The sequence below is a fragment of the Pseudomarimonas arenosa genome, assembly GCF_014841215.1.
Lineage (GTDB): Bacteria > Pseudomonadota > Gammaproteobacteria > Xanthomonadales > Xanthomonadaceae > Pseudomarimonas > Pseudomarimonas arenosa.
The window spans coordinates 52,919-66,391 of the sequence record NZ_JACYTR010000010.1 but is presented as its reverse complement, the minus strand read 5'-3'; the positions used below and the strand labels follow the sequence as shown (position 1 = coordinate 66,391).

6 protein-coding genes and 1 pseudogene are annotated in these 13,473 nt (G+C 63.8%); 5 read left to right on the top strand and 2 right to left on the bottom strand.

The annotated features are described in order from the left end of the window. Window positions 1–8 precede the first annotated feature (8 nt). From IFO71_RS07425 to IFO71_RS07410, 4 genes and pseudogenes are all read left to right on the top strand, one after another. Entirely contained in the window at window positions 9–899 is an 891-nt protein-coding gene (locus IFO71_RS07425) for a CheR family methyltransferase (protein WP_192028914.1), read from the top strand. A gap of 41 nt (window positions 900–940) precedes the next feature. Then, window positions 941–7,987: pseudogene (locus IFO71_RS22740) on the top strand (hybrid sensor histidine kinase/response regulator); the annotation flags it as partial. Between the two features lie 10 nt (window positions 7,988–7,997). Continuing rightward, entirely contained in the window at window positions 7,998–10,274 is a 2,277-nt protein-coding gene (locus IFO71_RS07415; RefSeq protein WP_192028912.1) for a chemotaxis protein CheB, read from the top strand. Between the two features lie 44 nt (window positions 10,275–10,318). Beyond that, the gene (locus IFO71_RS07410) at window positions 10,319–10,786 is read left to right on the top strand and encodes a chemotaxis protein CheW (protein WP_192028911.1); all 468 of its coding nucleotides are present in this window, start codon (window positions 10,319–10,321) and stop codon (window positions 10,784–10,786) included. A 6-nt stretch (window positions 10,787–10,792) separates the two neighbouring features. On the opposite strand, the gene IFO71_RS07405 is transcribed toward IFO71_RS07410, so the two are convergent. Together IFO71_RS07405 and bioA are read right to left on the bottom strand one after the other, a co-directional pair. Further along, window positions 10,793–11,530 carry a 16S rRNA (uracil(1498)-N(3))-methyltransferase gene (locus tag IFO71_RS07405; RefSeq protein WP_192028910.1) on the bottom strand — a complete coding sequence of 246 codons (738 nt, stop codon included), beginning with the start codon at window positions 11,528–11,530 and terminating at the stop codon, window positions 10,793–10,795. Window positions 11,531–11,597: 67 nt separating this feature from the next. Then, window positions 11,598–12,947: an adenosylmethionine--8-amino-7-oxononanoate transaminase gene (gene bioA, locus IFO71_RS07400; RefSeq protein ID WP_192028909.1), complete on the bottom strand. Its 1,350-nt coding sequence runs from the start codon at window positions 12,945–12,947 to the stop codon at window positions 11,598–11,600. 39 nt (window positions 12,948–12,986) lie between these two features. Between bioA and gspG the strand changes: the two genes are divergently transcribed. Then, on the top strand, window positions 12,987–13,451 hold the full coding sequence (gene gspG, locus IFO71_RS07395) for a type II secretion system major pseudopilin GspG (RefSeq protein ID WP_269749969.1): 465 nt from the start codon (window positions 12,987–12,989) through the stop codon (window positions 13,449–13,451). The last annotated feature ends 22 nt before the right edge of the window (window positions 13,452–13,473 follow it).

The window sequence follows — 13,473 nt, the reverse complement described above, 5'->3', positions numbered from 1 at the left end:
TGGTTTTGATGGGCATGGCGGCCAAGTCGGCAGCGCGCAGTGGTAACCAGATACCGCCGATGGACGACCTCGAGTTCGCCCGTTGGGTGCGGCTATTGGAGACCCGTACCGGCGTGACGGTACCGCCCGAACGCAAGCCGTTTCTGGTTACCGGCCTGCGGCGCAGAATGCGGCAGACAGGTCACACCGACTACAACAGCTATTACGAAGAGCTGCTTGACGGTGCCCGCGGCGCAGTTGAATGGGCCACCTTGGTCGATCATTTGACCGTGCACGAGACCCGTTTCTTTCGCCACATGCCGTCATTGGAGCTGATCCGCAAGCAATGGCTGCCCGATTGGCTGGATGAGGCATCCGATGATCAGCCGGTGCATGCCCTGTCGGTTGGCTGTTCCACCGGCGAAGAGGCCTACACCCTGGCCATGTTGCTCGACGTCGCCCTGGGCGAAGTCGACCCCTCACGCCGCTTCGGCATCACCGCCACCGATGTCAGTCAGCCGGCGCTGTCGCAGGCGCGTGCGGCGAGCTATCCGTTGTCGCGACTGGAGGAAATTCCGGCTCAGTATCGAGTGGGTACGATCGAACCGGATGAGGATGAGAATTTTCGTATCGCCGAACGCCTGCGCAAGCGGGTCGGCTTTGCCTGCGTCAACCTGATGCACGCCTCGCGTGCGCCACTTCGCCAACTCGATCTCATTTATTGCCAGAACGTGTTGATCTACTTTGCCCGCGAGCGTCGAGGCGAATTGCTCGACGGCTTGGCGCGCTTGTTGCGTCCGAACGGTTTACTCGTTCTCGGCCCCGGTGAGGTCACTGGCTGGACGCATCCCCAATTGATTCGTACCGGTGGACGCCAGGTGCTGGCGTTTCTCCGTCAATCCAAAGAGACCCGGGCATGAGGCTTCAAGAAGACATCGATTTCACCACACTCACCTGGGTCAAGGGTGAACTCGACGAGACCTTGAAGCAGGCTCGCCAGGCGCTGGAGTCGTACGTCGAAGATCCTACCGACGTCAGCCAGATGCGTTTTTGCGCCACTTACCTGCACCAGGTGCAGGGGACCTTGCGCATGGTCGAGCTGTATGGCGCGGCGATGGTGGCCGAGGAGATGGAGCACCTCGCCACCTCGCTCACCAGTGGGCCGGTCGACAACCGCGATGACGCCTACACCGTGCTGATGCGCGGCATTGTGCAGCTGCCCGACTATCTGGAGCGGCTGCAGTCCGGGCACAAAGACATTCCCATCGTGCTGCTGCCCCTGCTCAATGACCTGCGTGCAGCACGCGGTGAAAAGAGCCTGTCGGAGAGCGTGCTGTTCACGCCCGACCTGTCAAAGCCGTTGCCGGGTTCGGCACGCGGCGCCGCCAGCGCCCTGGAAAGCGCCGAGCTGGCCAAGCAGGCCGAGCATTTGCGTGTTCAATTTCAGCTCAGCTTGCTGAAATGGTTCAAGAACGAAGATCCCGCTACCCACGTCGCCCGATTGGCCGCGGTCTGCGACAAGCTGGTGACTCTGCTGCAGCAGGAAGATGCCCGGCGTCTGTTCTGGGTCGCCGCGGGCCTGCTGGCCGCGCTGCGCGAAAAGGCCTTCGCGCCTTCGCAGCAGCTTCGCCAGACCATCGGTCGCGTCGAGCGTGAGATCAAACGACTGGTGGAGTCGGGCGAGGCTTCGTTCCGAGTCGATCCGCCACGCGAATTGACCCGTAGTTTGCTCTACTTCGCCGCCCACGCGCCGACTCAGCATGGTCGGATCGCCGAATTGCGCCACACCTTCGACCTTGATCGCCTGTTGCCGACCGAGGAAGAGCTGCGTCACGCCCAGGGTTCGATCAGCGGTCACAACCGTGCCTTGCTCGACACCGTATCGCTGGCAATCAAGGAAGACTTGCTGCGGGTCAAGGATGCGCTCGACCTGTTCATGCGCACGCAAAGCGGCGACAGCGCCAGCCTCAATGTGCAGGCCGAAGTGCTGGCGCGGGTGGCTGACACCCTGGGCATGCTCGGTCTGGGCGTGCCGCGTGGGGTGGTGCTGGAACAGAAAGATGCTGTGCACGACATCGCCACCGGCAAGAAGCCGGCCGATGAGTCGGGATTGCTCGATATCGCAGGCGCACTGCTGTACGTCGAAAGCTCGCTGGATGATCAGGTTGCCCATCTGGGGGCGGGTGGCGGAATTCGCGATGCCGCCCATGTCGAGACGCGCAAGGTGCTCGATACCCTGGTCAAGGAGGCGCAAGCCAATTTCGCCCAGGCCAAGCAATGCTATGTGGCCTTTGTCGAAAGCAACTGGGATCACGAGCAATTGCAGGATGTGCCGCGTCTGCTGGAAGAAGTGTCGGGTGCGCTCAGAATTCTGGAAATTGGCGAACCGCCGCAGTACCTGATGGCCATCAGTCGCTTCACCGAAACCGAGCTGCTGACCCGTCATCGAATTCCCAATGGCCAGCAGCTTGACACCTTGGCGGATGCCCTGGCCAGCCTGGAGTACTACCTCGAAGCCCTGCTGGAGCAACGCTCCGGCCGCGAAAAGATACTCGACGTTGCGCGGCAACGTCTGGAATCACTCGGCTATTGGCCAATTCCAAGCGCTGGCGTCGAAGGCGTGGTCGAAAGCGTGCCGGTCGGTCAGGCCGATATTGCAGCGCATGTGCCCGCAGCCCCAGCCAGTGAGTCGACTCCGAGTGAGGAGCCGGCTGCCGAGCCGGTGGCGCCGAGCGAGCCAGAGGCTGAGCCAACCGCTGCCGCAACTGAGCCTGAAATCGCGCCGATGGAGCCGGCGGCCGCCGCCGACCTGCCCGAGATTCCGGTCGAGCCCGCCGTTTCCGAACAGCCGGCGCCGCCAGTCGCTCCGCCGGCACCGGCGATGCCGGCCGCGACTAAGCCCAGTGTGGTCAGCCCGGTGGTGGTCAGCGGCTTCGAATCCAGCAGCGATGAGATCGATGAGGAGATCCGTGAGGTCTTCATCGAAGAGGTGCAGGAAGAAATCGATAACCTGCGTGGCTTGCTGCCAACCTGGCGCCGGCAGCCCGACGCGGCTGACGCACTGAAGCCCATTCGCCGCGTGTTCCACACCCTGAAAGGCAGCGGTCGTCTGGTCGGCGCGCTCACCCTGGGTGAATTCAGCTGGAAGATCGAGAACATGCTCAACCGCGTGCTCGATCAGACCGTTCGTGCCAATGACGGTGTGGTGGAAGTCATTGTTCAGTCCGAACTGGTGCTGCCACAACTCTTGCGTGCGCTGCAGGGCGAGGGCGGTATCAGTGTCAACCTCGATGGCATCAAGCAGGTCGCCGACCGCATCGCCAACGGCGAGCCGGTGAGCGCTGCTCAGGTGCGGGAGGCAGCGCAGCTGGCGCTGCCCGAGGTCGAGGCAGCGGAGCCGGTCGAGGCGCCGGCAGCCGCCGCGGTGGACACAACGGACTTCGCGGAAGAAGCACTCGCGGCCGAAGCCGAACAGCCGGCGGTGGAAGAGTGGACCGAAGCATTGCCCGCCGAAATCGATGCCGTCGAAGAGACCCTGGATGAGCCTGAGGCGGCGGAGTCTTTGGTGGCCTCGCCGGAAGCTGCCGAGCTTGATCCGTTAGAGCGTTTGCGTGCTGACGGCACCGAGTTCTTCATCGACAGCGTGCTGTTCGAGATCCTCAAGGCCGAAGTCGCCGGTCACCTGGAAACCGTTGATCACTACGTGGCCCGTGAGAAGCCCGGGTCAGTTGGCGATGCGATGCTGCGCGCAATCCACACCATGAGTGGCGCCTTCGCAATGACCGAAGTGCCGCATATCGGTGAAGTGGCTGGTCCGCTGGAGTCCTTTGTTAAGAGGTCAATCGCTGCTCATCATCAGCCGACCTCAAGCGAAGTCGCCTTGATCGGCGAGGCAGCGGATGCCATTCGCCTGTTGATGCGCGCACTCGAGAGTGAGCCGCCGTTTGCGCCGCATTTCCCGCGCCTGGCCGAACAGTTGCAGCAGCTGCGCGATTCCTTGCCTGAGCCGAGCGGCCCGATGCTGCCCATGCATGTGGATGGCGACGATGAGGCGCAGGAAGAAGCCGTTGAGTCCGAGATGCGGGCGGTCGAGACGGCGCCGACCGAGGCCGAGGTCGAAGCGCCGGCTGTTACCCCGTCGGCGCCTGAGGAAGAGGTCATCGAGATGGCCGCCGACCTTGAGCTCGGAGGCCCAAGCCTGTTCGACAGCATTGATCAGGCTGAACTGGAAGCGGCCCTCGGCGACTTGCCTGAGCTACAGAGAGAGTCGCTGGAAGGCGCCGACCAGGATGCATCGGCTGTAGAGCACGCGCTTCCGGCCGAAGAGCTGGAGGAGAGTGCTGAGCTTGGTCTGGATCTGGATATCGATCTGGGCGAGAGCATCGATCTTGAATCGGGTCTGTTGGTTGAAGAGACCGCGCCTGAACCCGCAGCGGCCGAAGAGGAGATCGCCGAGCTCAGCACAGAGCAATTGGTCGAGGAAAGCGAATCGCTTGAAGCTGCTTTCGAAGAACTGAATCTGGATTCGTTTGAGCAGGCCGACGAGCCCGAGCTGGAGCCGGAGACCGCGCTGGGCGAGTTCGAGCTGGTCGGCGATGAGTTGATCGCCGAGGAAGAACTCGCAGCGAAACCCGTTGAGACCAGCATCGATCAGGCGCATGCCGAGGAAGCATCACTGGTGGCCTTGCTGCTGGCCGATGATGCCGACGCTGAACCCATCGACGTCGAAGCCATCGACATCGAAGCAGGCCAGGCTGACGCAGTCGAGGCTGAGGTGCCCGACGCGATCGACGTTGAAGCGGTCGAGGCTGAAATCATCGGCGAGGAAGCAATCGAGGCTGAACCCGCTGCCACCGCCGAAGCTGCCACCGCCGAAGCTGCTGAGGCCGAAGCCGCTGCCGCCGAAGCTGCTGCCGCCGAAGCTGCTGCCGCCGAAGCTGCTGAGGCCGAAGCAGCCGAAGCCGCTGCCGCCGCCGAAGCTGCCGCCGCCGAAGCTGCCGCCGCCGAAGCTGCCGCCGCCGAAGCTGCCGCCGCCGAAGCTGCCGCCGCCGAAGCTGCCGCCGCCGAAGCTGCCGCCGCCGAAGCTGCTGCCGCCGAAGCCGCTGCCGCCGAAGCCGCTGCCGCCGAAGCTGCCGCCGCCGAAGCTGCCGCCGCCGAAGCTGCCGCCGCCGAAGCTGCCGCCGCCGAAGCTGCCGCCGCCGAAGCTGCTGCTGCCGAAGCTGCAGCCGCCGAAGCTGCCGCTGCCGAAGCTGCAGCCGCCGAAGCTGCAGCCGCCGAAGCTGCAGCCGCCGAAGCTGCAGCCGCCGAAGCTGCAGCCGCCGAAGCTGCAGCCGCCGAAGCTGCAGCCGCCGAAGCTGCCGCCGCCGAAGCCGCTGCCGCTGAAGCTGCTGCTGCCGAAGCTGCCGCCGCCGAAGCTGCCGCCGCCGAAGCTGCCGCCGCCGAAGCTGCTGCCGCCGAAGCTGCTGCCGCCGAAGCTGCTGCCGCCGAAGCTGCTGCTGCGTCAACGGAAGCCGAGGCAGAAGAACCACAGGCACTGCCCGCCGCCGCCAGCGCTGGTCTGGCCGGGTTGATGGCTGCCGACCCTGATCCGGATGGACCGCTGCAGTTGGCCGACATGGACGAGGAGCTGCTCGATATCTTCCTGGAGGAAGGCGTCGACATTCTCGATCATAGCGATGGCATGCTGGCGCGGTTGCGTGAGAATCCGGCTGATCGTGAACTGGTGGTTGGCCTGCAGCGCGATCTGCATACGCTGAAGGGCGGTGCGCGTATGGCCGGCATATCGCCGATCGGTGACCTTGGTCACGCCGCAGAATCGCTGCTCGAAGCAGTGGCCGATGGCCGTCGCGAACTTGGCCCGATCGGCACCGAAGTGCTGGAGCGCGTGTTCGATCGTTTGCATGGCATGGTCACCCGCATCGGTGAACGCAAGGCCTTGGCCATGCCGGTGACCTTGCTTGGCTATGTCGATGCGCTAGTTCGTGGCGAAACGATTGCCTTTGAGGCCGAGGAAGAAGCGACCGCAGAAGAGGTTGCGGCTGCAGCCCCGGTTGCCGCCGAAGAAGCGAAGCCTGCGGTCACCGCGCCGCCGGTGTCGCACGTGGCCGAAGTGGTGGCGCGGCAGACCGCGCTGGACGTCGCCGCCGAAGAAGAAGATGCCTCGGTGCGGGCGCCGCAGGAGCAGATTCGCATTCGCGCCGATCTGCTCGATCGGCTGGTCAACTACGCTGGCGAAGTCGCGATCTATCGCGCCCGACTGGAACAGCAGCTCGGCGCGTTCCGTGGCGGTCTGGTGGAAATGGAGGCCACAACAGCCCGTTTGCGCGAACAGCTGCGTCGACTGGAAATCGAGACCGAGGCGCAGATCATCGCCCGCTATCAGCGTGAGCAGGACGAAGGCGAGGCGCAGAACTTTGATCCGCTGGAATTGGATCGTTTCTCGACTTTGCAGCAATTGTCGCGCGCACTGGCCGAGTCGGCTGCCGACCTGACCAACCTGCAGGGCACCCTGGACGATCTGACCCGCCAGTACGAAACCCTGCTGCTGCAACAGTCGCGGGTGAGCTCGGAACTGCAGGAAGGTCTGATGCGCACCCGCATGGTGCCGTTCGACTCCCTGGTGCCGCGCTTGCGCCGAATCCTGCGCCAGACCGGCAGCGAGCTCGGCAAACGTGCTCAGCTGAAGGTTGAGGGTGCGCAGGGTGAAATGGATCGCAACGTGCTCGATCGTATGACCGCGCCGTTGGAGCACATGTTGCGCAATGCCCTGGCCCACGGACTTGAGACGCCGGAAGAGCGCGCCAAGATTGGCAAACCCGAAGAAGGCACGGTGCGCATTCAGGTGGCTCGCGAAGCCTCTGAAGTCGTGATTCATGTCACCGACGACGGCAAGGGAATCGATCGCGAGGCCATTCGCAGCAAGGCGATGCAACGTGGCCTGCTGGCGCCTGATGCCCAGATCAGCGATCGTGAACTGTTCGGCTTCATCCTGCAGTCGGGCTTTTCCACCGCGCAGACGATCAGCAAGATTGCCGGCCGTGGCGTTGGCATGGATGTCGTACACAACGAGATCAAGCAGCTTGGCGGCTCGCTGCATATCGAATCGGAGCTCGGCAAGGGCACTCAATTCGTCATCCGGCTACCGTTCACCCTCGCTGTCACCCAGGCGGTGTTTGTCAAATTGGGCGAAACCAACTTCGCCGTGCCGATCACCTCGGTGCAGGGCGTGGCTCGTATCGCCCCGTCGGAACTCGAAGCTCAGGTGGCCGGTGGCTCGCCCATCTTCCAATACGCCGGCGAAGACTACGCCATCCACGATCTCGGACAGCTGTTGGGCCATGGTCAGGTCAAGGCTGCCGAATCCTTGCAGGTGCCCCTGCTGCTGGCGCGAACCGGTGATCTGCGGGCAGCGATCAGCGTTGACCAGGTCATCGGTAGCAAGGAAATCGTGGTCAAGCCGACCGGGCCGCAGATCAACTCGATTCCCGGCATCTTCGGCGCCACCATCATGGGTGACGGCTCGGTGGTGGTGATCCTCGATGTGGCGCCCTTGGTGCGCCGTGCGGACTTGCTGCGTCAGGCTGGCGAGACGATGCAGGAAGCCGAAGTCGCCGAGCTGCGTCAGGTACCCCTGGTGATGGTGGTGGACGATTCGATCACCATGCGCAAGGTCTCCAGTCGCGTGTTGGAGCGCGCCGGTTACGAGGTGATGACGGCCAAAGACGGTGTCGATGCAATCGAAAAGATGCAGGAGCGCGTACCCAACGCGATGCTGCTCGATATCGAAATGCCACGCATGGATGGCTATGAACTGGCCACGCATATGCGCAATGACCTGCGCCTGCGCAACGTGCCGATCATCATGATCACCTCGCGTACCGGCGAAAAGCATCGCCAGCGTGCGTTCGAAATCGGTGTCGATCGCTATCTCGGCAAGCCCTACCAAGAGCCCGAACTGATGCGCAACGTACAGGAAGTGCTGAAGGTCGGCCGTGGCGGCGCAGGCTAAGGTGGCGGCGATGTCGCGAGTTGCCCTGCTCGGACGTGAGGACCAGGTTCGCGCGCAGCTGCGTGCGGCGCTGGTCGATGCCGGCGCTGAAGTCGCCTTGGAGCGCGATCTGGCCGGTCTGCGGCTGGAAGAGCTGCGCGCCTGTGATGCGGCCACCATCATCGTCAACCTCGACCCCGGCAGCGAAGACGCGCTTGATCAACTCGACGAGTTGATGGCCGATCCGGAAGTGCGGGTGGTGTTCAACGAATCGGAGACTACCGGTCAGCTGGCCGGTTGGGATCTGGCACGTTGGGCAAGACATCTGGTCGCCAAGGTCGTCGGTGATGGCGACAGCACGCCACCGCCGCCGCCGGGCGCCGAGTTGCTGCCGCTGCGCGAACTGTCAATCGAACCCGGCGCGCCGCGGGTTGAGATACAGGAAGCCGGGCAGCAGGAGTTTGAGCGCGTGCATGCCGAGGCCGCTGCGAGTTCGGAAGGTGTGCCCAGCAGCCCGCGAATCGAGATCATCGAGAGCACGGCGCGCTCACCCGCGCCGGACCAGGACACCGACACCGAGCTTGTACAGATTGAACTTGAGCGTGAGCCGGCCGAGCCGGACGGCGACGAACTGGCGGTCGGCAGCATCGAGCGTGAACCGATGCATGATGAGCCGCAGATCGATGACGCGCCGCTGGAAGTGAGTGTTGTGCGGCCGTTCGGCGAAGAACAGCTCGACAGCTTCAGTCTCGATGTCGGTGAAATCGAAGGTGCGCTGTCCGGTATCGAGGCGGGAAGCCGACCCGGACTTGATCCGGCGGCTGAGCAGGAAGGCGCTGTGCCGCGGCGGCTGGGGCCCGACGAGCCCACCGTGGTGTTGTCACGCGAAGATCTTGAGCAGGCCTTGAGCGCTGCCGCCAAAGCCGCTGACCAGCAGTTGCCTTCGCCGGCCGCTGCAGCAGAGCCCGTCGAGGATTCGATCGAAGTCGACGAGCTGTCCATCGATCAGTTCGATTCCGAGGCCGAGCTGAACTCGACGCTGCCCCGGCGCCTTGGCCCGGATGAACCGACCACCGTGTTGGAACTCGGTGAGTTGGAGGCGGAACTGAATGATCTGGCTGAGGACATCGAGCAGGGTGAGGCCCCGTTGGATCCGATCGCCACTGAGAGCCTGGATATCGGGCTGGAAATGGGTGACGACTCGGGCCTCTCTGTGGACGCCGGTGCTGGTGAGCTCAATGAGCTTGATCAGTTCGACTTCGATGCCGGTGCTGAAGTCGATCAGACGCAGCGGCCGTCACTGTCCGCCGATGACTATGATGACGGCGATCTCAGTCTGGACGAGGATGTGGCGGCCCTGGCAGCTCAATTCGATGCACTGAGTGCGGGAAGCGAGAACGGTCAGCTGGTCGATGATTTTTCCACCGACCTGGATGCCGGGCTGGAGGTCAGTCTGGATAGCGAGCCCGCTGCTGAAGCCGCGCCGCCGACCGCCGTACCTGAGCCACCCACGGCCAGGAAGCAGGCCGCCAGCGTGGGCTTTGGTGAGCTGTCGCTGCTCGACCTCGACGCCGACATCTCGACGCCGACGGCGCCGCAGAAAGCGGCCAGTTCAGACTACGATTTCGACAGCCTCAATCTGAGCCTGGAGCCGTTGGCGGAAGAGACCGAGGAAGGCAGCGAAGCGGAGGCAGTGGCGGTTACTGACGCGCCCAGGCCGATCAAGCCGGTGGCCGGTATCTCGCGGGTGGTGGTGTTGGCGGCGTCGATCGGCGGTCCCGATGCGGTGCGCACCTTCCTCTCCGGCATTCCGGAGAATTTCCCTGCCTTGTTCTTGCTCTCGCAGCATCTGGAAAGCGGCTTTTTCGGTCGCCTGGCGCAACAGCTGCAAAAGGTCACGCCGCTTACGGTGCGGGTGGCCGAAGGTGGCGCCGATGCAGTCAGCAATGGCGACGTTATTGTGGTGCCATCGGGCAAGGTCTACAGCATCGCCCAGGACGGAAGGATCGAATCATTCGAGTACAGCGAGCCACCGCGCTACAAGCCCTGCATCGACGATCTGCTGCGCGAAGTGGCCGCGCAGTTTGGTCCCAAGGTTACCGCGATCGTGTTCAGTGGCATGGCCGGTGATGGCGTGGAAGGCGCCGCTGAAGTCACCCGCAAGGGCGGCGAAGTGTGGGCGCAGTCACCGGCAAGCTGTGTTGTGAGTTCAATGGTCGACGGTGCCCTGGCTCGAGGCGTAGTGGAATTTGTCGGCACGCCGCGCGAGTTGGCCGAGCGCATCGTGCAAAAGTATGCAGCCGGATAGACGCTGACATCGGCGGCCCGGACAGAACCCTAGGTGAAGGAACGATGGAAAAGAAAGTCGCAGACATCCGGGGCGTGATGATCACGGTAACCAACGGCCGCTTGTTGCTGCCGAATGCCACGGTGGCCGAAGTGATCACCTTTTCCGAGCCCGAAGTGGTGCCGGATGCGCCAGCCTGGCTGCTCGGTCGCCTGCGTTGGCGCGGCTGGCGCATTCCGCTGATTTCCTTTTCCCGATTAGCCGGATTCGCCGAAAAGGAAACCGAGTCTGGCGCCAAGGTCGCGGTATTCAAGGCGCTGTCCGGAAATCCGAAATTGCCGTATTTCTGCATGGTGACGCAGGGATTCCCGCGCCTGACCACGGTGCCGGCTGCTGAACTTCTCGATGCGCCGACCGACGAGGCGCTGCCGACCGGCGCTCGCATGCGCGTGATGCTGCGTGACGATCAGGCCTATGTGCCCGACCTTGAGGGAATCGAAGGCCGCCTGGCCGAGGTGCTTGGCAGCGCCTGAGCCTCTCTACGCCGCCAGATCTCCAGCCTTGGCCTGCAGCACGGCCAGAGCGACCAGTCCGGCCGTTTCAGTGCGCAGAATTCGTGGCCCCAGTCGATAGCGCCTGAAGCCCACCACGTCAGCTGCCTGCAGATCGCGCTCGGATAGCCCGCCCTCCGGACCGATCAGCAACTGCACAGCGCAGTCGCGATCAGGCCGCAGTTCGCTCAGCGATTGCTCGGCTTTCGGATGCAGAATCGCGCGCTGCGCCGGCGCCAGGTCGGCCAGACAGTGCCCCAGGCCAATCGGTGGGTTAAGTAGCGGAACCCGAGTGCGGCCGGATTGTTCGCAGGCCGAGCGCAGCACGCCGTTCCAGTGTGCGAGCCGCTTTTCGCTCCTTTCAGCATCGAGCTTCACTTCGGTGCGCTCGGTGACGATCGGGGTGATCTCGCTGACGCCGAGTTCGGTGGCCTTCTGCAGAATCAGATCCATTTTCTCGCCACGCGCAATCGCCTGCAGCAAGTGCAGGCGCAGCGGAGACTCGTTGTGTACCGCCTGCGCACTCTCGATCATGGCGCTGCAGCCGCGTTTACCGACCTGGCTGAGGGTGGCCCGATAATCATGGCCATCGCCGTTGAACAGCACCACCGCATCACCGGGCCGCAGACGCAGCACTCTGACCAGATGCTGCGCGGCATGTCCTTCAAGCTCAACCTCGGTGCCGATCGGCAGCGCTTGTTCGGTAAAGCTGCGAATCGTTCGCATGGCATTCTCCCTGTTGCAACGGATACACGATGGCGATTGAGCGCAGTGCGCAGTGCTGTGACCGGCACTATGCGCTGAAGGCCACCCGCAGCGCGTCTTGCGTCACTTTGCCCAGATGGCCGATCTCATCTTCGCTGATGCAGTAGGGCGGCATCCAGTAGATCACATCGCCCAGTGGCCGCAGCAACACGCCACGCTCGAGGCCGGCACGGTAGATCTGCTGCCCGTAGCGACCGACGGTCGGCAGCGGCGTCTTGTTGGCACGGTCGGCGACCAGTTCGAACGCCACGATCATGCCGCGCTGGCGGACTTCCCCGACCTTCGGCAGCTCGGCCATCGGCGCCGCCGCCCGCGCCAGTGCCGCGGCCCGCTGCCGGTTGGCTCCCAGTACATCCTGGTCACGAAAGATCTGTAGCGAAGCAAGCGCCGCCGCGCAGGCCAGTGGGTTGCCGGTGTAGCTGTGTGAATGCAGGAAGGCGCGGTCGCGGCGATCGGACAGAAATGCCTGATAGATCGCCTCCGTGGCCAAGGTGGCCGCCAAAGGCAAGAACCCGCCGGTGATGCCCTTGGAAACACACATCAGGTCAGGACTGATGCCCGCCTGTTCACAGGCGAACAGGCTACCGGTGCGACCGAATCCGACGGCAATTTCGTCGGCGATCAGGTGAACTCCGTGTCGATCACAGAGTTCCCGGGCGCGACGCAGATAGAGCGGGCTGTGCATGCGCATGCCGGCGGCACATTGGACCAGTGGCTCGATAATCAAGGCAGCCGTTTGTTCGCCTTGGCGTTGCAGCACCTCGGCCAGTGCCTGGGCGGCTCGCTCGGCACGGTCCTCCGCGCTTTCGCCCGGCTCGGCCAACCAGGCGTCGGGGCTGGGCACAAAGCCTGGCTGCATCATCAGCGGTGCATAGGTACGGCGATACAGCGGGATATCGGTCACCGCCAGCGCGCCCAGGGTCTCGCCGTGATAGCTGTTCTGCAGGGCAATGAAGCGTGTTCGCTGCGTGTCGCCGCGGTTGAGGTGGGCGTGGTAGCTCATCTTCAGCGCTACTTCCACTGCCGCCGAGCCGTTGTCGGCGAAGAACACCTTGGACAGGCCCGACGGCGCCAAGGCCAGCAGCTGTTCGGCAAGCTCAATGGCAGGCACGTGGCTGAATCCGGCCAGGATCACCTGCTCGAGCTGCTGTGCCTGACTGGCAATCGCAGCGGCGATCCGCGGCTCGGCATGACCGAACAGATTGGTCCACCAACTGCTGACGGCATCGAGATAGCGTCTGCCCTCGTAATCCTCCAGCCACACGCCCTGGCCGCGACGTATGGTGATCAAGGGGGCGCCGTCCAGGTGCTCCTGCATTTGCGTGCAGGGATGCCAAAGCACCGCCAGATCGCGATCGCGCCATGTCTTCCTGTTCACGCCTTGCTACCATTCCGCTTCGGTTCCGGAGGTATGCGAATGATGGTTTCTGCGTCGCTTGCTGTACAGCGCCGCGCTCTCGGCAGCGCTCAGCGTGGTTTCACCTTGATCGAGATCCTGGTGGTGGTGGTGATCATCGGCATCCTGGTCGCCGTGGTCGCGCCCAACTTCATGGGCGAACCTGACAAGGCCCGGGTCACGCGCGCCAAGCAGGATATCGATGCCATCGCCACCGCGCTGAACATGTACCGCCTGGACAATTTCGCCTATCCCTCGACGGATCAGGGGCTGCAGGCACTGGTGAGCGCACCCGGCGGCAGTCCGCCAGCGCCGAACTGGCGTCAGGGCGGCTATCTGCCGCGTCTGCCGAAAGATCCCTGGGACAACGAATACCGCTACCTCAGCCCGGGTCAACGTGGCGAGATCGATATCTACTCGTTGGGTGCCGATGGGCAGCCGGGTGGCGAGGGGATCGCCGCCGATATCGGCAATTGGGGCAACTGATCACTGCGGCGTTGATCAGGCC